Source organism: Embleya sp. NPDC050493, from assembly GCF_044458105.1.
Classification (GTDB): domain Bacteria; phylum Actinomycetota; class Actinomycetes; order Streptomycetales; family Streptomycetaceae; genus Embleya.
In genome coordinates this window covers 71500-92569 of the sequence record NZ_JBITHP010000023.1, presented here as the reverse complement: position 1 = coordinate 92569, position 21070 = coordinate 71500, and the positions used below count along the sequence as shown (strand labels likewise).

Genomic DNA, 21070 nt, shown 5'->3' with positions numbered 1-21070 from the left:
CGACCGAATCCCGACGGCCGCTCGACGATTCCGATGCCGTACGAGCGGCAGTCCGCGCCCGTGAGCGCCCACCGCTGGGCCCGTTCCGAGGCGAGTCGAATGCGCCGGGCGGCTGATGGCTGCGCGTACGTTTTTCAGAGGGTGAAGGTACGGCTGCCACCGGGCGGGATCTCGACCACCGAGCCGCGGAAGCCGATCGGGACCGAGCCGCCCTGCCCCGGGCGCAGGCTCACGGTCACTTCCCGCCGACCGACCTCGATCACCACGCCCCAGTGCCCTCGGTAGCGCAGCTCGACCTCCAAGCGACGCAGGCGCCCGGGGAGACAGGGGTCCAGCCACAGCACGTCACTGCGGGTGTCCAGCCCGACGTAGCAGCGTTGCATCAGGTCCACCGTCCCGGCCATGGCGCCGAGGTGGATGCCTTCGGCGGTGGTTCCTCCCTGGACGTCGTGGACGTCACCGCCCAGTGCGTCGCGAAAGAACTGCCACGAGCGTCGGCGATCGGTGCGGGCCGGCACCCAGGCGTGCACCATCGAGCTGAGCGTCGATCCGTGCACGGTTCGTGCCCGGTGGTACTCGACCGTGCGCTGTGCCATTTCGTGCCCCGCCGGATACCCGAGGCGGCGCGGCAGCGCGCGGATCTCCCGGGCGGGGAACAGGTAGTAGAGCATCAGCACATCGGCTTGTTTGGATGTCTTGTAGCGGTTCACGCTGTCGCCCTCGGCTTCGAGGATGCGGTCGAGGCGCCGATTCTTCGGGTAGCGCCAGCGGTAGTGCGGCCAGTCCAGTTCGGCGAGGCGCTCTCAGCCGGCGAACTGACTGGGCACGCCGTCGAGGAAGGGGACATGGAGTCGACGGGCGACCGTCCGCCATCCGTCGAATTCGTCGTGGGTCAGGTCGAGTCGTTCGGTCAATTCGCCGCGTCGGTATCCGGGCAGCGCGTCGAGCGCGTCGAGCGCGCGGGAGAGTACCCACGACGCGAGCACGTTCGTGTAGGTGTTGTCGTCGATGCCGGGTCGGTCGGCTCACGGGTAGGCCTCGTGGTACTCGTCGGGACCCATCACGCCGCGGATCCGGTACCGCTCCAGGGAGGGGTGGTATCCGGCGGTGTCGGCCCAGAAGCGGGCGATCTCCAACAACATTTCCGCGCCGGCCGTTTCGAGGAAGTCGCGGTCGCCGGTGGCCTGGTAGTACTGCCAGGTGTTGTAGGCGACGGCCAGTCCGACGTGGCGTTGCAGGTGTGTGCGGTCGGGGAGCCACCGTCCGGACATCGGATCGAGGTGGGTGCTCGGGGCCTGCTCGGTGCCTTCGGCGGCGCTCTGCCACGGGGAATCGGCGCCACAGCTGTTCCCAGCGGGTGGCGCGGTCGTGCAGCAGAGTGTCGAAGGAGCCCGTTCGCGAGAGTGTGCGCAGGGCGGCGGTCGCATGCGTGCGAGCGTGCCGAGCGGCTCGCGGGGCCGGGCCGGTCATGACACGGTCGCCGGTATCGGCACGACGGCCACCGGGCACCTGGACGTGGTCGCGGCGTGGACGGATGCCGACCCCGAACGCCCGACCGTCGACCACCCGGACGCCCCGCTGTCAGTGGCCCGCGAGCGGCTGGAGCACGCGCTTGCGAATCCGGTGCGCGTGCCGATCCCGCCGGAGCGCATCGTGGCCACCCCACTTCACGGCAGCGCCGGGGAGGTCCTGGTCGCTCGCGCACGAGACGCCCGGTTGCTCGCCCTGGGCACCAGCGGCATCGAATGCCCCACGATCCCCGGTCCCACCGGGTTGTACTGCCTGCGCCACAGCGCCGCCCCGGTGGTGTTCGTCCCCGCGCCGGATGCCTGATCCCACGCATTATCCGAGCGCCCGAGCCTTGAGGTCCAGGCTCGGGCGCCCGGTCGTTCACAGCGCCTCCGGGTCCGCTTCCCGGCGGCCCGCCTCACCGTCGCGCCGGGCGTGGGCGCAGCCGCCGTCCGGTCACCCGGCCGGGGCGGATTCGCAACCACAGTTCGTCGCGGCGGGCGGGCCAGGCGCGGTCGCCCGCTTCGGCGAGCCGGGCGATCTCGACGGGGTCGGTGACGGCCTCGACCACACCGATGACCAGGACGCTCCACCCGAGTCGGGCGTAGCGGTCCACGTCGTCCACTTCGAAGGCCGTGGTGCCGCGGACGTGGGCGAGTGGGGAGTCGGGGCGGGTGGCGAAGACGATCTCCTTGCCGTCGAGAAGGTAGTTGACGGGAAGCACCCAGGGTGTACCGTCCAGGCTGCCGGCGAGCCGGCCGATCTCGTGGGTGGCGAGGCGTGCGTAGCACTCCTTCTCGCTCATCGTGATCAGGCTGCGGGCGTCCGGAGTGCCCGCCTTCGGCGGATCGAAGACACCGGATACGAGGGCGGTGACGCTGGTCTTCAGCGCCACCGCCAGGCCACCGAGGGCGGCGCGGGGCAACGGGGCGTCTCCGGACTCGAGTTCCACGAGCCACTTCGGAGGAAGCCCGGCTCGGGCACAGACCTGCGCCCGGGTCATGCCCAGTTGCTCGCGCCGGCGTCGGATGTTGCGGGGGATGTCGACCATGTCGGGAAGGCGGGTGCCTGCCGTTTCGTTGTCCATCGGATCCTCCTTCTCGACAGAACCGCTGCGCCGACTCGAACTGTCCTCGGGGCGACTCAGTCGGGGCTGGATGCGGTGTATGTGGATGCGGTCCGGTCGGTGCGCCGTGCGGCGATCGTGGCGCGGGCGGCCTCCAGGCGGGCGCCGGGGAGGCGGTACGGCGAGCAGGAGACGTAGTCGATGCCGCACTCGTCGAAGAAGTGGATCGAGTCGGGGTCGCCGCCGTGTTCGCCGCATACGCCGATGCGCAGGTTCGGTGCGGTGGTGCGGCCCAGGTCGACGCCGGTGCGGACCAGTCGGCCGACGCCGTCTCGGTCGATGGTCTCGAACGGGGAGACGGCCAGGATGCCGCGTTCGAGGTAGGTGGCGAGGAAGGATGCCTCGGCGTCGTCACGGGACAGGCCCCAGGTTGTCTGGGTCAGGTCGTTGGTGCCGAAGGAGAAGAAGTCGGCCGAGCGGGCGATCTCGTCGGCGGTCAGCGCGGCCCTGGGCAATTCGATCATGGTGCCGATCGGACAGCGCACGTCGACGCCGGAGCTTTCGCGGACCTCGGCGAGCATCCGTTCGACCTCGGCCCGAACGATGCGCAGTTCCGCCTCGGTGACCACGAGCGGAACCATGATCTCCGCGCGCGGGTCGCCGCCGGTACGCACGCGGGCGACCACGGCCTCGGCAATCGCCCGGACCTGGGTGGCGATCAGGCCCGGTATCGCGAGCGCGAGGCGTACGCCGCGCAGGCCCAGCATCGGGTTCTCCTCGTGGAGCCGTTCGCCGGCCTCGTGCAGGCGCAGGTCGCGTGGGTCGGGTCGGTGTCCGAGGGCCTGTGCGCGGGCGAGGCGCACGGCCGATTCGGTGTGGTCGGGCAGGAATTCGTGCAGGGGCGGGTCGATCAGGCGGATGGTGACCGGCAGTCCGTCCATGGCGGCGAGCAGGCCGACGAAGTCGTCGCGTTGGAGCGGGAGCAGGGCGGCCAGCGCGGCATCGCGTTCGGCGTCGGTGCGGGCCAGGATCATGTCCTCGACCAGGCGGCGACGCTCGCCCAGGAACATGTGTTCGGTGCGGCACAGGCCGATGCCGTGCGCTCCGTAGCGGCGGGCTCGGGCCGCGTCCTCGGGGGTGTCCGCGTTGGCCAGGACGTCCATCCGACGGATCGTGTCGGCCTGTTCGAGGCAGCGGGCGACGGCGTCGACGATGCCGTCCGATCGGGTGCCGGTCTCCAGATACCGGGTGACCGGGGATGCGACGAGTGGCAGTGCGCCGAGGTGTACCGTGCCGACGGTGCCGTCGACGGAGACGACGGTGCCCTCCTCGACCACGGTCCCGTCGGCGGTGGTGAAACGGCGCCGCTGCGGGTCGATGTCCAGGTCGGCCGCCCCGCAGACGCAGACCTTGCCCATGCCGCGCGCGACCACTGCGGCGTGGCTGGTCTTGCCGCCTCGGCCGGTGAGCACGGCCTCGGCGGCGATCATGCCGGGCAGGTCGTCGGGACTGGTTTCGTGGCGGACCAGGACCACGTGCTCGCCGGCCTCGGCCCGGCGGACCGCCTCGGCGACGTCGAAGACGACGGCGCCGACCGCGGCTCCCGGCGAGGCCGGTACGCCGTGCGCGAGGACCGGCGTATCGGGGTCCGCGTCGAAACGCGGGAAGGTGAGGTGGTCGAGCTGCCCCGCGTCGACCCGCGACAGCGCCTCGGGCCAGGTGATCACACCTTCGTCCACGAGCGCGCAGGCGATCCGGAATGCGGCCTCGGGCGTGCGTTTGCCGACCCTGGTCTGCAACACCCACAACCTGCCGCGTTCGACGGTGAACTCCACGTCGCACAGGTCACGGTAGTGCGCTTCCAGGAGGGCCAGATGTCCGCGCAGCCGGCCGTACGAGTCCGGGTCCAGGCGCTCCAGTTCGTCGAGCGCGAGGGCATCACGTACACCGGAGACCACGTCCTCGCCCTGCGCGTCGGGCAGGTAGTCGCCGTAGACGCCGGGCCGGCCGGTACCGGGGTCGCGGGTGAACGCGACTCCCGAGCCGGAGTCGGGGCCCAGGTTGCCGAAGACCATGGCCTGGATGTTCACGGCGGTGCCGAGGTCGTCCGGGATGTGCTCGCGGCGACGGTAGACCGCGGCGCGTTCGCCGTTCCACGATGCGAACACGGCCACCACCGCGCGCCGCAGTTGCTCGCGCGGGTCCTGCGGGAACTCCTCGCCGGTCGCGTCGTGGATGATTCCCTGGAACTCGCGGACCGTCTCCGCGAGTTGACGGGTGTCCAAGCCCAGGTCGTCGTCGGCGCCGACCTCTCGCCTGCGCCGGGTCAGTACGGTCTCGAAGCGGGCGGCGTCGATGCCGAGGACGGTGGCGCCGTACATCTGGACCAGGCGCCGGTAGGAGTCCCAGGCGAAGCGTTCCCGGCCGGTGGCCTTGGCGAGGCCGAGCACCGAGGCGTCGTTGAGTCCGACATCGAGGATGGTGTCCATCATCCCCGGCATGGAGAAGCGCGCGCCGGAACGCACCGACACCAGGAGCGGGTCGTCGGCGTGACCCAGGCTCCGCCCCATGATCTGCTCCAGGCGCGCGAGGTGGGCGGTGATCTCGTCCTCCAGGCCGTCGGGCACACTCCCGGTGCGCAGGAAGGCCCGGCAGGCGTCGGTGCCGATCGTGAAGCCCGGCGGCACCGGGAGTCCGAGGCGGGTCATCTCGGCGAGGTTGGCGCCCTTGCCGCCGAGCAACGCGGCCTGCTCGCGGGAGCCTTCGGTGAAGTCGTACACGTACGCGGTGGTCATGGCCGGCCTTCCTGCGTGATCGTGTGGGTCCGGGGTCAGAGGCGGTGGGCGACGTACTCGGTCAGGTCGAGCAGGCGGTTGGTGTAGCCCCATTCGTTGTCGTACCAGCCGAAGACCTTGACCAGATTGCCGTTGACCTGGGTGAGTTCGGCGTCGACTACGCACGAGTGCGGGTCGCCGATCACGTCGCGGGAGACGATCGGCGCGTGAGTGACCCGCAGAATGCCGGCCAACGGGCCCTCGGCCGCTGCCTCGAAGGCCGCGTTGATCTCTGCGGCGTCGGTGTCGCGACGCAGGACCAGGGTCAGGTCGGTGAGTGAGCCGTCCTCGACGGGGACGCGGACCGAGATGCCGTCCAGGGCGCCGACCAGCTCCGGCAGGACCAGGCCCACCGAGCGGGCCGCGCCGGTGCTGGTGGGGATCATGCTCAGCGCGGCCGAGCGGGCCCGGCGCAGGTCCTTGTGGGGTGCGTCGAGCAGGGACTGGTCGTTGGTGTAGCCGTGGATGGTGGTCATCAGGCCGCGGTCGATGCCGAAAGCGTCGTGCAGGACCTTGACCATCGGTACGACGCAGTTGGTGGTGCAGGAGGCGGCCGAGACGACGTGGTCGGTGCCCGGGTCGTAGTCGCCCTCGTTGACGCCCATCACGATCGTGGCATCGACGCCGCGGCCCGGGGCGGACAGCAGCACCTTGGCGGCGCCGGACTTCAGGTGCGTCGCGGCGTCATCGCGGGTGCGGAAGCGGCCGGTGGCCTCGATCACGATGTCGACGCCGAACGTGTCCCACGTCAGGGCGGCGGGGTCGCGGTGGGCGGTGACGGCGATGGGGGTTCCGTCGACGACGATCGTGTCGCCGTCGGCCTCGACGGAGCGGGCGAGGGTGCCGTAGGTGGAGTCGTACTTCAGCAGGTGCGCGAGCGTGGCGGCGGGGGCGATGTCGTTGATCGCCACCACCCGCACGGGCGTGGTGCCCTCGTCGGCGCGGTCCAGGACGGCGCGCAGGTAGTTGCGGCCGATGCGGCCGAAGCCGTTGATTCCCACACGAACGGTCATCGCGGGATCCTCCTCGGATCTCGTGGAACACGGATGGAAGCGGGGGTGGTTCAGCGGCGGAAGAGGGCGACCTTGAGCGCGCCGGTCTCTCCCGCGCGGGAAAAGACGTCGTAGGCGGTCGGCATCTCGTCGAGGCCGAACCGGTGGGTGATCATCCCCTCGGTACCGAGTCGGCCCTCGGCGAGCAGGTCCAGCAGCAGCGGTGTGCTGGTGGTGTCGACCAGGCCGGTGGTGATGGTGAGGTCGCGGATCCACAGGTCTTCGAGGTGCAGGGTGGCGGGACGGCCGTGCACGCCGACGTTGGCGACGTGGCCGCCGGCGCGGACCAGGCGGGTGCACAGTTCGACGGATTCCGGGACGCCGACGGCCTCGATGGCCACGTGCGCTGCCTGCCCGTCCGCGGTGAGCGCGCTCAGGGTGTCGAGCGTGGCTTCGGGGAGGTCGAGGACGACGTCGGCCCCGAACGCCTTCGCGGCCTCGCGACGGGCGGACGAGGGGTCGACGGCGATGATGCGGGAGGGAGTGAACAGACGGGCGGTCGTGATCGCGGCCAGGCCGATGGGGCCGGCTCCGACGACGACCACGGTGTCGCCCGGGCCCACGTGCCCGTTGCGCACGCCGACCTCGTAGGAGGTGGGCAGGATGTCCGCGAGCATCAGGGCCTGCTCGTCGCCGACGGCGTCCGGGAGTCGGTACAGGGACGTGTCGGCGAAGGGTACTCGGACGTATTCGGCCTGGGTCCCGTCGATCAGGTGGCCCAGCACCCACCCGCCGCCGCCGCTGCACTGTCCATAGGCGCCGGTGCGACAGTTGCGGCAGCGCCCGCACGAGGAGATGCACGAGACGAGCACACGGTCGCCAGCAGCGAAGTCGCGGACCCCAGGGCCCACTTCGCTGACCGTGCCGACGGCCTCATGGCCCAGGACTCGGCCCGATTCGACCTCGGGCACGTCGCCCTTGAGGATGTGCAGATCGGTGCCGCAGATGGTCACGGCGTCCACCCGGATCACCGCGTCCTGGGGATCGCGGACAACGGGGGTGGGCACGTCTCCCCAGCGATGGTGTCCGGCGCCGTGGTAGGTCAGGGCCTTCATCATGGCGTCCGCCTTTCCGAACGTGAGCGGTGACGCTTTCCACCTCAGCGTCACGCGGTGCGCACGACGGCCATAGGGCCGAGTGGCCCGGCTGAAGGGGCCGAGGGGCACCAGGCGTTCCGGCGGCGGTGCTCACGGCAGGTGCCCCGTCGACCGGAGCCGGAGGGGCGTTTCCTCCTGTCGATCGCGTCTACGGGTCCGCCGGCACGCGGAGGGGGTCGACCGGCCCTTGGAATTCGGGCCCAACGGCACGAGCGTGACCCCTTGTGCACGCGGTGTGCTCGAGGCATCGACCCCCAGAGAAAGGGCCCCGTCATGAGCAAGGCACTCATCCGTCGCCCGGGCGTGCTGACCATCCCCGATCTCGTCGACTGGCTCGAAGGCAGCCTCCCGACCCACCCCAGCGGGTGGTCTGCGGCCCAGGGCATGCGCATCGAGGCGTATGTCGAGGAGGGCGCCTACATCGTTCGCGCCGAACTCCCGGGCATCGACCCGGGCAAGGATCTCGAGCTGACCGTGACCTCCGGCATCCTCACGATCCACGCCGAGCGCACCGAGGAAACCGAGGGCAAGCACCACAGTGAGTTCCGGTACGGATCCACGCACCGCAGTGTCCGGCTCCCCATCGGCACCAAGGAGAGCGAGATCAAGGCCGCGTACAAGGACGGCATCCTGACCGTCACCGTCCCGCTCCACGAGGACAAGCACGAGAGCCGCAAGATCTCGGTGAGCACCGGCAAGTAGGTGCTCAGGCCACCGGCCGCGGACCCCGATGGGTCCGCGGCCGGTCGGCGTTGCGCAGATGCCGCCTCGACGACCGAGTGGCCCGTGGGCCCCGGGCGGTCGTGGACTCGACGAGTCGATCGCTCATAGCGATGCGCGGTGCGGGAGTGTGCCGGCGAAGACGGCGGCTTGGACGCGGCGTTCGAAGCCGAGCTTGTGCAGCATGGTGGAGACGTAGTTCTTGACGGTCTTCTCCGCCAGGTGCAGGCGTTCGGCGATCTGGCGGTTGGTCAGGCCCTCGGCGACCAAATCGAAGATTCGGCGTTCCTGGTCGGACAGGGACGCCACGCGCGGGTCCTCCGTGCTTCCTGTACGGACGCGTTCGAGGACCTTCGTGGTGACCGCCGGATCGAGGAGCGAGCGGCCTGCGGCGACCTCTCGGACCGCGCGCACCAGGTCGGCGCCGCGGATCTGTTTGAGGACGTACCCGGCGGCGCCGGCCATGATCGCGGAGAACAGGGCGTCCTCGTCGTCGTACGAGGTCAGAATCAGCGCGTTGATCTCGGGAAAGGACGACCGCACCGCGCGGCACACGTCGACGCCGCTGCCGTCGGGCAGTCGCCCGTCCAGGACGGCGACGTCGGGGCGCAGCGCGGGTATGCGTCTCATGGCTTCGAGGGCGGACGCCGATTCGCCGACGATCTCGATGTCCGGTTCGGCGCCGAGCAGGTCGGCCAAGCCGCGGCGGACGATCTCGTGGTCGTCGAGGAGGAACACTCTGATCGCGGCGGGCGAATCCGGGCTCGACGCCGTCGGCGCGAGCGTTCGTGTGGAGCCGGTGACGCGGGGCAGGCGGGCGCCGGCGACGGCTTCGGTGGTGATCCCGGTTTCCATGGTCTGCTCCCCGAGGGTGACGGACGCGTTCGCCCGGTCGGGTCGACGCGATGATCAGTCTCGGGGCGTGCGGGATCATCGGGACAGGGCCGGTGGTCCCGGGACCATCAGGGCCGAGTGGCCCCCACCCGCATCGCCCCGGCGCGAAGTCCGGACGTATGGGCGGGATCGACCGGAGCGCGTCGGGGAGCGGGAGGGGACGCGAAGCGGCAGGCGATCGTGCGGTCGATGCGCACCAGGCGGATGACGCGGGCCGGTTGGCCGCGGACACCGGTCAGCACGAGCACGGTGTGGGCGCGAGCGCATCGGTGGTGCAGCCGCAGGAACAGGTTGATGCCGGAGGTGTCGCAGAAGGCGAGCCCGCCCAGGTCGAGTCGTAGTTCGGCGGGGCCCGTCCGGGCGAGGGCGGTCAGGGTCGGTTCGATGCTTGCCGCGCTGTCCAGGTCCAGTTCCCCGCGCAGTTCGATGGTGACGGACGTGGCGGGCGACATCGGGCTGCGGTGTCCGGGCGGGGTCGTCGCGATGGTGATCACACGAGCCTCGCTTCCTGGAGTGTGGGTTCCGCCGGGGCGGCTGCGCGACCGGTTCAGTGGGAGCGGCGGACGGTGCCCAGAGGCGGACGGCTCCCGGGCAGGGCCGAAGGTCCCGCCCGGGTTCGTCGACGCGTGGGCGATCTCGCCCGCCGGGGTGATCAAGCGGCGTGTCCTTGCGGCTTCGACGCGTGCGGTGAAGCAAGCTGCTCGGTGGGCACGACCGGGGTGGGGGCCGCCTGCTCGCCGTACTCGCCGCGGTCGCGCTTGAGGTAGATGTAGACGGGGATGCCCAGGAGGACGGTGAACAGTCCGTAGTAGACGGTCTGGTAGCCGCTGCCCTGGATCGACCAGTAGGAGAACGCGAGCGCGGTGCCGGCCACCAGCACATCACGGACGAAGCGGCCTCGGCTCGCTTGGCGGGCGTGAGTCACGAGCCAGTACAGCTGCGCGGCGGCGGAGAACAGGTAGGGGATCGCCGCGGTCAACACGCTCAGCAGCACGATGGTGGTGAAGACGTTGTCGAAGCTGGTGTACGCGGCGATCGTGATCAGCGAGGCCAGGGTCGTGGCGGCGAGAATGCCGAAGACGGGGATGTCGCCGCGCTTGCGGGCGAACGCCTTGGGGAACAGCCCCTCGCGGGCGGCGGCGTACGGCATCTCGGCGCAGATCATCGTCCAGCCGCCGAGAGCGCCGATCCCGGAGATGATCGCGGCCACCGCGACCGCGTTGCCGGCCCACGAACCGCCCGCCATGTGGTCGGCCGCGTCGGTGAACGGCGCCGTGGAGGAGACGAGTTCGGCGTGCGGGACGGCGCCGAAAACGGCGAGCGTGCCGAGCAGGTAGACCGCCGCGCAGGCCAGGGTGCCGTAGACGGTGGCGCGCGGCACGTTGCGGCCGGGCTCACGCACCCGGCCGGCTGCGACCGAGACGGTCTCCAGGCCGATGTAGCTGAACAGGGCGATGGCCGCGGCGGCGGAGATCGCGCCCATCGGCGATCCTCCGTGGGCGTTGAAGGCGCCGAGGTTGTCGGTGTCGAGGAAGAACAGGCCGACGGTGCCCATCAGGATCAACGGGACGAACTTGAGCACGGTGGTGACGACCTGGAAGGCGCCCATGCTGCGCAGGCCCGCCAGGTTGACCAGCGCCGGGATCCACAGGCCCACCAGCGCGATGGCCACCGAAGCCCACTTGTCGTGGCCGGTGTTGACGAACACCTCGACGTAGCCGACCCAGGCCACCACGATCGCGGCGTTGCCCGCCCAGGCGGTGATCCAGTACGACCAGGCGTTGAGGAAGCCGGCGAACTCCCCGAACGCCTCCCGGGCGTACACGTAGGGCCCGCCGCTGCCGGGGACCCGCTGGGACAACTTGCCGAACGTGACCGCGAGCGCCAGCGCGCCGACGGTGACGATGGCGAACGAGACCAGGGAGATCGGGCCGTACGGCGCGAGCGCTGCCGGCAGGGCGAACACGCCGGTGCCGATGATGCTGCCCACCACCAGGGCCGTGGCAGTGGGCAGACCAAAGGTGGAGGCGGAGCGGTGCGCCTCCTCGGGGGATGTGCCCGATTCCCGGGCCGTGACAGGGGAGACGGCCGTTCTTTTCCTGAGCATGCCTGATCCTCGTCGTCGCGATCGGGTTCGACCGGGCGAGGCGGTGTGTCCCAACGGAACCGCTTCGGCCGAACGTTTGCAGCGTGGCCGCCCGCGCGCCGCCGTGCCGGTGCCGAAGGTCCCGATCCGAACGCCGATGGTCACCACAGCCGCCGCGACCGAATGCCCTCTCGAAATCGGCGATGCGGACCGTACCGGGCCGAACGGCCCGGTACACCGGGCAACGCGGCCCTGTTACGACGCCCGAATCGGCGACAGGCTCGTGGTATCCGACCGAAGACGTCACCGTCCAGACCTCGGTGACTCGCCGCATATCGACCAGGGGGTTCGCATGTTGCATCGCAGGATCGAGGACGTCATGACCCGCGACGTCGCCACCGTCGCTCCCGACGCCCGATTCCAGGACATCGTCGCCGAACTGGAAGCCCGGCGGATCAGTGCCCTGCCGGTGGTCGACGACGAGCGGCGGATCCTGGGCATCGTCTCGGAGGCCGACCTGCTGCGCGCCCAGGTGGAACAGGCCGAGGACGCCCACCTCCTGACGGGCCTGCGCCGACTGGCGAACCGACCCACCAAGGGCGACGGCCACACCGCACGCGAGTTGATGACCACCCCCGTGGTGAGCGTGGACTCCGCGTCGAGCACGCTCCAGGGGGCTCGTCTGATGGACCGCCACCACGTCAAGCGCCTGCCGGTGGTGGACACCGACGGCCGACTGGCGGGCATCGTCAGCCGCTGTGACCTGCTGCGCACGTTCCTGCGCCCGGACGCCGAGATCCGCGCCGAGATCGAGCAGGACGTACTGCGCACGGCGCTGTGGCTGGAGCCCGGCACGATCGGGGTCGACGTGCGCGACGCGGCGGTGTGCCTGTCGGGGGTGGTCGACAACCGCAGTCTCATCGACATCGTGGTGCGGCTGTGTCGCGCCGTCGACGGCGTCGAGAGCGTGTCCCACACCCTGACCTTCGACTTCGACGACAGCCACATCACGCCCGGCCCGGCGCATTTCGCCCGTCGCTCGCCCGGGCGTTGAGGAGGACACCGTGTTCCACGTCTCCGGCCGCATCGGCCACATCCCCAAGGAACACCTGAATCGACTCCTGGCGTTCGGCCGACCCGTCACGTTCGAACCGGGCGCCCGCCTGTTCGACGAGGGGCGACCGGCCCGCACGTTTTGGCTCGTCGAGGGCGGCTCCGTCTGCCTGGACGTGCACGTCCCCGGCGGACACCCGGCCACCGTGGAGACGCTCGGGGCGGGCGAACTCGTCGGCTGGAGCTGGCTGTTCCCGCCCTACCGTTGGCATTTGGGCGGCCGGGCCGTCGGCACCGTCCGGGCCCTGGAGTTCGACGCCGGCGCGGTGCGGGCCGAATGCGAACGCGACCCCGACTTCGGACGAGCGATCACCCTCGCGTGCGCGCAGGTGATCGCCGGCCGCCTCCAGGCGAGTCGGCTGCGACTGCTGGACCTGTACGGACCGCACGCTACGGCGGCCGGGGGCCCCGCGGAGGGCTGAGAGGGAGCAGGCTCCGGAACCCTTCGGTGTCCGGGGCCTGTGGCGTGCCCGGGGGGCGTCGACGCGGGCCGCGTTCGATCGTCGGGGGTGATCGCATCCCCCGTTTCGGGACGGTTCGTTGATCCGGCTCCCATCCGCCGACCGTCGTCGGTCGAAGGGCCGAACGGCCCTGCCGGTGCCCTCCGGTTTCGGTACACGCTGTCGTACCAAGCGGTCGGCGGGCGACCCATGTTCCATCCACACTCGATTCCGGGAGTTCGACGTGAACGACAACTCTTCCACCGGCGCAACGGCTGCCACCGACGACGGGGCCGTGCGCGGTCACGTCATCGTGGGCGTGGACGGTTCGCCCATCTCGGATCTCGCGACGGATCGGGCCGCCGACGAGGCGGCGCTGCGTCACGTGCCTCTGGAGGTCATGCATGTCGTCGACCGGGTTCCGGCCCGTGGCGACGAGGACCGTGCGGCGCGGTTACGGCAGGAGGCGCGGATTCTGGTGGGTGACGCCGCCGAGCGTGCCCGACGACGCCGACCCGAGCTGGTGATCGTCACCACGGTGGCCCTCGCTCCGACCATCCCCACTTTGGAGGAGGCCTGCGAGCGCGCGGCGCTCGTCGTGCTCGGCAGTCGCGGTCGGGGCGGCTTCGCGGGCCTGCTGCTGGGCTCGGTCTCGTTGTCCGTCGCGGCCTCTTCGCGCTGCCCCGTTCTCATCGTCCACGCACGACACGGCAACGCCCCGGCGGACGAGCCGGGCACCGTCGTGGTGGGCGTCTCCGACTTCGATTGCCACCCTGCCGTCGAGGCCGCGTTCGCGGCGGCCCAGGCACGCGGTGTGCCGTTGCGTGCGCTGCACGCCTGGACGCCGCCGGTGTCCCCGGCCGCGCCCTATGCGGCCCCGCTGTGGTCCGGCGACGAAGGACGCAAGGCCGCCGAGGCCACGCTCGGCGCGGCTCTCGCTCCGTTCGTGGACAAGTACCCCGACGTGTTCGTCACCGAGCAGATCGTGTGCGACGTTCCCGCTCACGCGCTTTTGGCCGCCACCGACGAGGCCGATCTGATCGTGGTGGCCGCCCATCGCCGTCACGGCCGCTTCGGCCCCAACCTCGGCCACGTCACCCATGTCCTGCTGCATCACAGCCAGGCTCCGGTTCTGCTGATCCCCATCGATTGACGCGTCCCCAAGCACATGTCGGTCGAGGCCGCCGGGTGATCAACCACCCGGCGGCCTCGACGTGTTGGGTGTGTCAGTCCGATGGCACGACCAGGAGCGGCGCGTGCGCGTGGTGCAGCAAGGCGATCGCCGTGTGTCCAAGGCGGGGTCCGAAGTGGTGTGGCGAGGGATGCCGCCCGACGACGACCAGGCCCGCATCCCACGACGCCGAGACGAGTGCGGCGCCGGCACCTCCCTGGACGACGCGTTCCTCGACCGCCACCCGCGGGTGGGCCTCCCGGAGCGGCGACACCACGGTCGCGAGCACCCGCCGTGCGAACTCCTGGACGCGGTGGTAGGGCGTCTCGGCCCTCTATGCGCGCGCTCCCGGTCACGCACGCGCGTGCCGTCGTACTCCCGATCCCGATCGCCCGCTCGACCATCGCCGTTCCCGGTCAGTGGGCGCGGAGTCCGTGCGCGTGGAACTGCGCGCGGACTCGTTCGACCAGTTCGGCCGTCGGCGGCGGTGTGTCTCGGAGTGGGAAGGTGATGCCCAGTTCGTCGTACTTGACGGCGCCGAGTTTGTGGAAGGGCAGCACGTCGACGCGTTCGACGTTGCCCAACCCCGCGGCGAAGGCTGCCAGTTCGTCGATCGTTTCGGCGTCCTCGGTCAGCCCCGGGACCAGCACGAAACGCAGCCACACGGGGATGCCGAGGTCGGCGAGGCGTCGGGCGAACACGAGCGTGGGTGCGAGTTCGCGGCCGGTGAGTCGACGGTAGGCGTCGGGGTCGAAGGACTTGATGTCGAGCAGGACGAGGTCGGTCGCGGACAGCAGGCGGTCACCGGCGCGGGCGCCGAGGTACCCGGAGGTGTCGAGCGCGGTGTGCAGGCCCAGCTCGCGACAACGGGTCAACACCGCCTCGACGAAACGGGCCTGGAGCAGCGGCTCGCCTCCGGTGACCGTCACGCCTCCGCCGCTCGCGAGCAGGAAGTCCCGGCAGGCGGTGATCTTGTCCATCGCCTCCTCGACGTCCGTGGAACGGCCGTCGCGCATGTGCCAGGTGTCCGGGTTGGAGCAGTACAGGCAACGCAGCGGGCAGCCGTTCACGAAGAGCACGAAGCGGGTCCCGGGCCCGTCCACGCCCGTGGACATGTCCCACGAGTGCACCATGCCGATCTGCCCGTCGTTGCGCGGGTGGAAGCCGTGCGGGAGCGGACCCGGGACCTGTCGCATCGTGCTCACCGTGCTTCGTGGAAGGTCCGGCTGATCACGTCGAGCTGCTGCTCGCGCGTCAGACGGACGAAGCGCACGGCGTATCCGGAGACGCGGATGGTCAGGTTCGGATACCACTCCGGGTGTTCCATGGCGTCCGCGAGCGTGGCCCGGTCGAGGACGTTGACGTTCATGTGGAAGCCGCCGGAGGCGAAGTAGCCGTCGAGCAGGCCGACCAGGTTGTCGGCGCGCTCGCTCGGGTCGTGGCCGAGGCCCTCCGGGGTCACCGTCGAGGTCAGCGAGATGCCGTCACGGGCCAGGTCGTAGGGGATCTTGGCGACCGAGAGCGCGGAGGCGGCCATGCCGTGCCGGTCGCGGCCGTTCATCGGGTTGGCACCGGGAGCGAACGGGGTGCCGGCGCGGCGCCCGTCGGGGGTGTTGCCGGTGTGCTTGCCATAGACCACGTTGGAGGTGATGGTCAGCACGGACAGCGTGTGCTCGGCGTTCCGGTAGGTGGGGTGGCGGCGCAGCTTGGTCAGGAACGAGCGCACCAGGTCGACGGCGATCGTATCGGCGCGGTCGTCGTTGTTGCCGAAGGCGGGGTACTCGCCCAGGACGCGATAGTCGACGGCCAGGCCGGTGTCGGGGTCGCGGATCACCTCGACGCCGGCGTGCCGGACCGCCGAGAGGCTGTCGCCGACCACCGAGAGTCCGGCGATGCCGCAAGCCATGGTGCGGTGTACGGGGTGGTCGTGCAGGGCCATCTCCAGGCGCTCGTAGGCGTACTTGTCGTGCATGTGGTGGATGATGTTCAGCGCGTCCACATACACGCCCGCCAGCCAGTCGAGGACATGGTCGAACGCGGCGTCGAGTTCGGCGGCGTCGAGTCGTTCCCCTTGCAGGGGCGCGGTTTTCGGGCCGACCTGTTCGCCGCTGATCTCGTCCCGACCGCCGTTGACTGCGTACAGCAGGGCCTTGGCGAGGTTGACTCGGGCGCCGAAGAACTGCATGTCCTTGCCCACGGCCATCGCCGAGACACAGCATGCGATCGCGGTGTCGTCGCCGGTGCACGGGCGCATCAGGTCGTCGGACTCGTACTGGATGGAGCTGGTGTCGATGGAGACCTGTGCGCAGTACCGCTTGAAGCCGCTGGGCAGTCGGGGCGACCACAGCACGGTCAGGTTCGGTTCCGGCGCGGGCCCCAGGTTGTACAGGGTGCGCAGGTAGCGGAAGGAGGTGCGGGAGACCAGCGGACGTCCGTCGGTGCCGATCCCGCCGAGAGATTCGGTGACCCAGGTGGGGTCGCCGGAGAACAGCGCGTCGTACTCCGGGGTGCGCAGGAAGCGGATGATCCGCAGTTTGATCACGAAGTCGTCGATCAGTTCCTGGGCGCGGCTCTCGTCGATGCGGCCCTCGTGCAGGTCCCGCTCCAGGTAGACGTCCAGGAACGTGGACGTGCGGCCGAGCGACATCGCGGCGCCGTTCTGCTCCTTGGTCGCGGCCAGGTAGGCCAGGTACAGCCACTGCACGGCCTCGTGCGCGGTGGCCGCCGGGCGCGAGAGGTCGCAGCCGTAGGTCGCGGCCATCTTCTTCAACTCGGCCAGGGCGCGCACCTGTTCGGCCAGTTCCTCGCGGTCGCGGATGACCTCGACGGTGGCGGGCAGCGGGTTCAGCGCGTTGCGGTCGGCCCGCTTGGCCTCGATGAGGCGGTCCACGCCGTACAGGGCCACGCGCCGGTAGTCGCCGATGATGCGTCCGCGACCGTAGGCATCCGGGAGCCCGGTGATCAGGCCCGCTCGGCGGGCCCGCAGGATCTCGGGGGTGTACGCGTCGAAGACGGCGTCGTTGTGGGTCTTGCGGTAGGTGCCGAACACCGCGCGGACGAACGGGTCCATCTCGTAGCCGTACGCGCGCAGCCCGGCCTCGACCATGCGCAGCCCGCCATTGGGCATGATCGCCCGTTTGAGCGGGGCGTCGGTCTGCAGGCCGACGATCAGTTCCCGGTCGCGGTCGATCCAGCCGGGGGCGTGCGAGGTGATCGTGGAGGGCGTCGCGGCGTCCACGTCCAGCACGCCCTTGCGGCGCTCCTCGGGGAACAGCGCGGAAACCCGCTCCCATACCGCGCGGGTACGCGGCGTGGCCGCGCACAAGAAATCCGCGTCGCCGGTGTAGGGCGTGTGGTTGCTTTGGATGAAGTCGCGGACGTCGATGCCGTGTTGCCACGCTCCGGGGCGGAACTCCCGCCAGGGCGCGAGGTCGACGTCGGAGGGGGATGTGGTGGTCGTCATGGTGGCCTCTCGATGGGCTCGATCGACTCGATCTCGACACCTCACACACTGTCCGCGCGCCACCGCACACGGCAGGGGCGGATGGCCCGACCGACCCTGCCGAACGGCCCGGTTCGGGGCGCGGGCCCGTCCGCCGCGACGGCGTCACGCGGTGTGCGATGTGGTCGGTGAGCGCGTTCGGCGGGCGATCTCGACGTCCTCGCTCCGAAACCGTCGTCATGTTCGCCGACTCCCGGTGAAAGCGAGCACGTCCCGATCCGGGCTCACGAGGTGTACTCCCTCGCGATCGATCCGGATGCGATGGACGGACACCGGGATCGCATCCACGGTGCCCGCCTTGGCCATCGAGACTCGCGCAGGTTCAGGCGTCGCCCATGCGGGGACGCAACCTGCGGCCGGTGACCTCTCTCGGACGGATCCGGGTCCAAACCTCCGGGACACCTTCGGACCAGGTCCGCATCTCCGCCGTCGCCAAACGGCTCGTGTGGGCCGGATCGATCACGGGTTCGGCGTCGCCGATCACGAGCACGCTCCAACCCAATCGGGCGATCCGAATCAACTCGTCCACCTCGAAGGCCACCCGCCCGACCAGCGTGGCCGGCCGTGAGCCCACCGCGCTGCGATAGAGCACATCCGTGCCGTCCATCAGGTAGTCGACCGGGAGCACGAACGGTTCCCGTGTCATGGCCGGGGCGACGCGCCCGACATCGTGCAGGAACAGTCAGGCCCGGCACTCCTCCTCGGTCATCACGACCAGTTCCCGGGTCTCGGGTGCGGGAGGGGCCGCGGTTGGCGGTTCCGGTGAGGGCGGTACCTCCACGATGCCGCGCAACAGGTTTTCGGCGCTGGTGTCGAGTGCCGCCGCCAATCCGTTGAGCGCCGCGAACGACACCGGCGCGGATCCTTCCTCCACGTGTTCGAGCCAGTCCACCGACAGGTGCGAACGGCGCGCGAGTTGCCGCACCGTCAGTCCGAGGGTGCGCCGCCGCCTTCGCACGCCGACCGCCAGGACAAGGTGGTCGGGGCGGTGTGTGCCCGCCGTTTCGTCGTCCATGTGTGCCGCCTCCGTGGATGGGTGCCCTGCCTCCACCGACGGTTTCGCTCCAGGGAGGATTTCGGCAGGGCCGTTGGACCCGCTCGCACGGAAAATGGCCGCGCCCCGGGGGACTTGCGAGATGTCCTGCCAAATCACTCGTGCCGGATCTCGGGGGTGCGGTGATACAGCGTCACCGGGACATAGGCCCAGGCCGGGGTGAAGGGGGCGAGGGCCGTCCGGACGGCACCGCGTACACGACGGAAGGCGGTGGCCGTCGGGGATGCGCAGACGGTGATGTCGGCGAGGACGACGCTCTCGCGCGCGGTCAGGACGACGTGCACGTCGTCGGGCGCGGTCACCCCGGCGAGCGCGCGGGACACCGCACGTGCCACCACCCGGTGCGCGGTGGGGCCGACGGGGGAGAAGGCGCGGTGGCACGCGGCCTCGACATCCGCCGGCCCGCACACCACGTCCGCGCGCGACAGCGTCCCGGCTTCGCCGAGGGTGTCGACGGGTCCACAGACCACCAGTGGAACACCGGCCAGGAGCGCGCACATCGCGCCCTGCTCCCGTGCCGTCTGCGGCCCGGCCTCGGTGCGCACGTCCACGACGACGTCGACGTCCGGTGCGAGCAGTGGGCATTCACCCCCCACCGTCCAGGCCACACACGGCGCTTCGGTATCGACCACCGATCCACCGTGGCAGCGCAGCACCCCGTGCCCGGCCGCGGTCAACTCGCTCGCGACCGCCTCGCAGCCGCCCGTGTGCGACTCGGTCAACACGATCTTCAGCCCCCGTCGATGCATGATCCCTCCCCTGGGTCGCGCCCCAACCTGCCGGCCGAAGGGCCGAATGTCGCTCCGGCGATAGCTGGTTCGAGCCGGTGCACCCCTTCGTTCGAGCTGCCGTGCGCCGGCCCACTCCGGGTCGCGCACACCGGGTGGCGCATCAGGACGCGGGAGGCACCCGGGCCGAACGGCCCCGGACGGCGGGCAACGCGGCCCTGTCGCGCCTTTGCTTCGGTCGCATGCCGACACCATCGCCGCCGAACTCGTTCCGCAAACGCCTGCGTCGGGAGGTACGACATGACACACGGCACGATCGGGGACGTGATGACGCGCGACGTCGTCACCATCGGCTCCGGCGCCCGCTTCCGTGACATCGCCGGGGTGCTGGAGACGTGGCAGGTCAGTGCGCTTCCTGTGGTGGATGATGCCCATCGGCTGCTCGGCATCGTCTCGGAGGCGGACCTGCTGCACGCGCGCGTCGCCGGCACCGAGACGTCGCGGACACGGCAGGACTCGGCGCGCGAACGCCAGGCACCGCCGCCCGACGAGGCGCTCACCGCGCGGGGGCTGATGACGGCGCCGGTGATCACCGTGGCAACGACCTCGAGCACCCTGCGGGCGGCCCGGTTGATGGACCGCCACCACGTCAAGCGCCTGCCGGTGGTGGACGGCTCCGGGCGCCTGGTGGGCATCGTCAGCCGCTGCGACCTGCTGGGCGCCCTCGTGCGGTCGGACGCGGAGATCCGCGCGGAGATCGAGCGTGAAATCCTCGGCGAGGCGCTGTGTCCGGATCCCGGAACGATCGAGGTCGAGGTCCGCGACGCCGTCGTACATCTCACTGGCGAGGTCGACCACCCCACCCTCGTCGACGTCGTGGTTCGGCTGTGCGCCGCCGTGGACGGCGTCGAGAAGGTCACCCACGGACTCACCCATGCCCGCGGTCCCGAACGCCCCTTCGGCCCACCGACGCGCGGATGTGTCGAAGGGTGGTAGACCGAGGGCCCTGAGGCGGAACCACCGATGCCCGCCGGCCGACAACGGGCTCGGGGACACCGGCGGGTGTGCGTCGGGACCGCCGGTCTCAGGTCCGGTGTCGCTCGTCGCCCTGGTGCAACTCGGTCATGTACACCGCCGCCTGGACCCGGCGTTCGAGGCCGAGTTTGTTCAGCACCGCCGAGACGTAGTTCTTGACGGTCTTTTCCGCCAGACCAAGGCTCTCGGCGATCTCGCGATTGGTCTGACCCCGGGCGATGTGCTCCAGAACCTGTTGTTCACGCTCGCTGAGACCGGTCGGGCCCGGCTCCGCGGCCGGTCCCTGTCGCACCCGTTCCAGGACGCGTGTGGTCACCGCCGGGTCGAGCAGCGACTGTCCGGCGGCCACCGCGCGTACCGCGGCGATCAGGTCCCGGCCGCGGATCTGCTTGAGCACGTATCCCGCCGCGCCGGCCATGATCGCCGCGAACAGCGCGTCCTCGTCGTCGTACGAGGTCAGGATCAACGCGTTGATCTCGGGGAACCGCGAGCGCACCTCGCGGCACACGTCGATACCGCTGCCGTCCGGCAGGCGCCCGTCGAGAATGGCGACGTCGGGGCGCAACGCCGGGATACGCCGGGCCGCCTCGGCGGCCGAACCCGACTCGCCGACCACCTCGATGTCGGGTTCACCACCGAGGAGATCGGCCAAACCCCTGCGAACCACCTCGTGGTCGTCCAGCAGGAACACACGGATGGGCGATGTCGACACCGGCCGCCTCCGAAAGTCGGACGTCACTCCATTGTCGGACGCCGTAGGCGTCCGTGT

At 70.6% G+C, this 21070-nt stretch carries 21 protein-coding genes and 1 pseudogene; 6 read left to right on the top strand and 16 right to left on the bottom strand.

Features of this window, described 5'->3' with window-relative positions; genetic code table 11:
- Window positions 1–134 precede the first annotated feature (134 nt).
- Together ACIBM5_RS34125 and ACIBM5_RS34120 are read right to left on the bottom strand one after the other, a co-directional pair.
- Window positions 135–383 carry a glycosyl hydrolase family 65 protein gene (locus tag ACIBM5_RS34125; protein WP_396010596.1) on the bottom strand — a complete coding sequence of 83 codons (249 nt, stop codon included), beginning with the start codon at window positions 381–383 and terminating at the stop codon, window positions 135–137.
- 18 nt (window positions 384–401) lie between these two features.
- Window positions 402–1427, bottom strand: a pseudogene (locus ACIBM5_RS34120) (glycoside hydrolase family 65 protein); the annotation flags it as partial.
- On the opposite strand from ACIBM5_RS34120, the gene ACIBM5_RS34115 reads away from it, so the two are divergent.
- Entirely contained in the window at window positions 1426–1833 is a 408-nt protein-coding gene (locus ACIBM5_RS34115) for a hypothetical protein (protein WP_396010519.1), read from the top strand. The pseudogene ACIBM5_RS34120 and the gene ACIBM5_RS34115 overlap by 2 nt on opposite strands.
- Window positions 1834–1927: 94 nt before the next feature.
- Here the strand turns inward: ACIBM5_RS34115 and ACIBM5_RS34110 are convergent, their stop codons facing one another.
- The 4 genes from ACIBM5_RS34110 to ACIBM5_RS34095 are packed head-to-tail and all read right to left on the bottom strand — an operon-like array spanning window position 1928 to window position 7516.
- Entirely contained in the window at window positions 1928–2596 is a 669-nt protein-coding gene (locus ACIBM5_RS34110; protein ID WP_396010518.1) for a helix-turn-helix domain-containing protein, read from the bottom strand.
- Window positions 2597–2652: 56 nt separating this feature from the next.
- Entirely contained in the window at window positions 2653–5370 is a 2718-nt protein-coding gene (gene ppdK, locus ACIBM5_RS34105) for a pyruvate, phosphate dikinase (protein ID WP_396010516.1), read from the bottom strand.
- Window positions 5371–5405: 35 nt separating this feature from the next.
- Window positions 5406–6422, bottom strand: coding sequence for a type I glyceraldehyde-3-phosphate dehydrogenase (gap, locus tag ACIBM5_RS34100; RefSeq protein WP_396010514.1), 1017 nt, complete (start codon window positions 6420–6422; stop codon window positions 5406–5408).
- 50 nt (window positions 6423–6472) lie between these two features.
- Window positions 6473–7516: an alcohol dehydrogenase catalytic domain-containing protein gene (locus ACIBM5_RS34095; RefSeq protein ID WP_396010595.1), complete on the bottom strand. Its 1044-nt coding sequence runs from the start codon at window positions 7514–7516 to the stop codon at window positions 6473–6475.
- 315 nt (window positions 7517–7831) lie between these two features.
- Between ACIBM5_RS34095 and ACIBM5_RS34090 the strand changes: the two genes are divergently transcribed.
- A complete protein-coding gene (locus tag ACIBM5_RS34090; protein ID WP_396010512.1) occupies window positions 7832–8260 on the top strand; it encodes an Hsp20/alpha crystallin family protein in 429 nt (142 codons plus the stop codon).
- 123 nt (window positions 8261–8383) lie between these two features.
- Here ACIBM5_RS34090 and ACIBM5_RS34085 read toward each other — a convergent pair whose 3' ends face one another.
- From ACIBM5_RS34085 to ACIBM5_RS34075, 3 genes are all read right to left on the bottom strand, one after another.
- Window positions 8384–9133 (bottom strand): response regulator, encoded by a 750-nt coding sequence (locus tag ACIBM5_RS34085; RefSeq protein WP_396010511.1) that lies wholly within the window; start codon window positions 9131–9133, stop codon window positions 8384–8386.
- A gap of 107 nt (window positions 9134–9240) precedes the next feature.
- On the bottom strand, window positions 9241–9666 hold the full coding sequence (locus ACIBM5_RS34080) for an STAS domain-containing protein (RefSeq protein ID WP_396010510.1): 426 nt from the start codon (window positions 9664–9666) through the stop codon (window positions 9241–9243).
- A 158-nt stretch (window positions 9667–9824) separates the two neighbouring features.
- Window positions 9825–11165, bottom strand: coding sequence for an amino acid permease (locus ACIBM5_RS34075; RefSeq protein WP_396010594.1), 1341 nt, complete (start codon window positions 11163–11165; stop codon window positions 9825–9827).
- Window positions 11166–11610: 445 nt separating this feature from the next.
- Here ACIBM5_RS34075 and ACIBM5_RS34070 point away from each other — a divergent pair, with 445 nt between their 5' ends.
- From ACIBM5_RS34070 to ACIBM5_RS34060, 3 genes are all read left to right on the top strand, one after another.
- Entirely contained in the window at window positions 11611–12312 is a 702-nt protein-coding gene (locus tag ACIBM5_RS34070) for a CBS domain-containing protein (protein WP_396010509.1), read from the top strand.
- A 10-nt stretch (window positions 12313–12322) separates the two neighbouring features.
- The gene (locus ACIBM5_RS34065) at window positions 12323–12793 is read left to right on the top strand and encodes a Crp/Fnr family transcriptional regulator (RefSeq protein ID WP_396010507.1); all 471 of its coding nucleotides are present in this window, start codon (window positions 12323–12325) and stop codon (window positions 12791–12793) included.
- A gap of 262 nt (window positions 12794–13055) precedes the next feature.
- A complete protein-coding gene (locus ACIBM5_RS34060) occupies window positions 13056–13964 on the top strand; it encodes a universal stress protein (RefSeq protein WP_396010506.1) in 909 nt (302 codons plus the stop codon).
- 73 nt (window positions 13965–14037) lie between these two features.
- Here the strand turns inward: ACIBM5_RS34060 and ACIBM5_RS34055 are convergent, their stop codons facing one another.
- The 6 genes from ACIBM5_RS34055 to ACIBM5_RS34030 all read right to left on the bottom strand — a co-directional run bounded on the left by ACIBM5_RS34055 (window position 14038) and on the right by ACIBM5_RS34030 (window position 19287).
- Window positions 14038–14271 carry a universal stress protein gene (locus tag ACIBM5_RS34055; RefSeq protein WP_396010504.1) on the bottom strand — a complete coding sequence of 78 codons (234 nt, stop codon included), beginning with the start codon at window positions 14269–14271 and terminating at the stop codon, window positions 14038–14040.
- A 127-nt stretch (window positions 14272–14398) separates the two neighbouring features.
- The gene (gene pflA, locus ACIBM5_RS34050) at window positions 14399–15178 is read right to left on the bottom strand and encodes a pyruvate formate-lyase-activating protein (RefSeq protein ID WP_396010503.1); all 780 of its coding nucleotides are present in this window, start codon (window positions 15176–15178) and stop codon (window positions 14399–14401) included.
- A gap of 5 nt (window positions 15179–15183) precedes the next feature.
- On the bottom strand, window positions 15184–17445 hold the full coding sequence (pflB, locus tag ACIBM5_RS34045) for a formate C-acetyltransferase (RefSeq protein WP_396010502.1): 2262 nt from the start codon (window positions 17443–17445) through the stop codon (window positions 15184–15186).
- 361 nt (window positions 17446–17806) lie between these two features.
- Window positions 17807–18160: a pyridoxamine 5'-phosphate oxidase family protein gene (locus tag ACIBM5_RS34040; protein WP_396010592.1), complete on the bottom strand. Its 354-nt coding sequence runs from the start codon at window positions 18158–18160 to the stop codon at window positions 17807–17809.
- Window positions 18161–18166: 6 nt separating this feature from the next.
- Window positions 18167–18499 carry a helix-turn-helix domain-containing protein gene (locus ACIBM5_RS34035; RefSeq protein ID WP_396010500.1) on the bottom strand — a complete coding sequence of 111 codons (333 nt, stop codon included), beginning with the start codon at window positions 18497–18499 and terminating at the stop codon, window positions 18167–18169.
- Between the two features lie 134 nt (window positions 18500–18633).
- Entirely contained in the window at window positions 18634–19287 is a 654-nt protein-coding gene (locus ACIBM5_RS34030) for a hypothetical protein (RefSeq protein WP_396010499.1), read from the bottom strand.
- Window positions 19288–19566: 279 nt separating this feature from the next.
- Here ACIBM5_RS34030 and ACIBM5_RS34025 point away from each other — a divergent pair, with 279 nt between their 5' ends.
- Window positions 19567–20262 carry a CBS domain-containing protein gene (locus tag ACIBM5_RS34025; RefSeq protein WP_396010498.1) on the top strand — a complete coding sequence of 232 codons (696 nt, stop codon included), beginning with the start codon at window positions 19567–19569 and terminating at the stop codon, window positions 20260–20262.
- Between the two features lie 88 nt (window positions 20263–20350).
- On the opposite strand, the gene ACIBM5_RS34020 is transcribed toward ACIBM5_RS34025, so the two are convergent.
- A complete protein-coding gene (locus ACIBM5_RS34020; protein WP_396010496.1) occupies window positions 20351–21013 on the bottom strand; it encodes a response regulator in 663 nt (220 codons plus the stop codon).
- Between the last annotated feature and the right edge of the window lie 57 nt (window positions 21014–21070).

Coding starts and splice junctions, on each gene's coding strand:
- ACIBM5_RS34125 (WP_396010596.1), bottom strand. CDS start 383: ATGCAACGCTGCTACGTCGGGCTGGACACCCGCAGTGACGTGCTGTGG.
- ACIBM5_RS34115 (WP_396010519.1), top strand. CDS start 1,426: ATGCGTGCGAGCGTGCCGAGCGGCTCGCGGGGCCGGGCCGGTCATGAC.
- ACIBM5_RS34110 (WP_396010518.1), bottom strand. CDS start 2,596: ATGGACAACGAAACGGCAGGCACCCGCCTTCCCGACATGGTCGACATC.
- ppdK (WP_396010516.1), bottom strand. CDS start 5,370: ATGACCACCGCGTACGTGTACGACTTCACCGAAGGCTCCCGCGAGCAG.
- gap (WP_396010514.1), bottom strand. CDS start 6,422: ATGACCGTTCGTGTGGGAATCAACGGCTTCGGCCGCATCGGCCGCAAC.
- ACIBM5_RS34095 (WP_396010595.1), bottom strand. CDS start 7,516: ATGAAGGCCCTGACCTACCACGGCGCCGGACACCATCGCTGGGGAGAC.
- ACIBM5_RS34090 (WP_396010512.1), top strand. CDS start 7,832: ATGAGCAAGGCACTCATCCGTCGCCCGGGCGTGCTGACCATCCCCGAT.
- ACIBM5_RS34085 (WP_396010511.1), bottom strand. CDS start 9,133: ATGGAAACCGGGATCACCACCGAAGCCGTCGCCGGCGCCCGCCTGCCC.
- ACIBM5_RS34070 (WP_396010509.1), top strand. CDS start 11,611: ATGTTGCATCGCAGGATCGAGGACGTCATGACCCGCGACGTCGCCACC.
- pflA (WP_396010503.1), bottom strand. CDS start 15,178: ATGCGACAGGTCCCGGGTCCGCTCCCGCACGGCTTCCACCCGCGCAAC.
- pflB (WP_396010502.1), bottom strand. CDS start 17,445: ATGACGACCACCACATCCCCCTCCGACGTCGACCTCGCGCCCTGGCGG.
- ACIBM5_RS34035 (WP_396010500.1), bottom strand. CDS start 18,499: ATGGACGACGAAACGGCGGGCACACACCGCCCCGACCACCTTGTCCTG.
- ACIBM5_RS34030 (WP_396010499.1), bottom strand. CDS start 19,287: ATGCATCGACGGGGGCTGAAGATCGTGTTGACCGAGTCGCACACGGGC.
- ACIBM5_RS34025 (WP_396010498.1), top strand. CDS start 19,567: ATGACACACGGCACGATCGGGGACGTGATGACGCGCGACGTCGTCACC.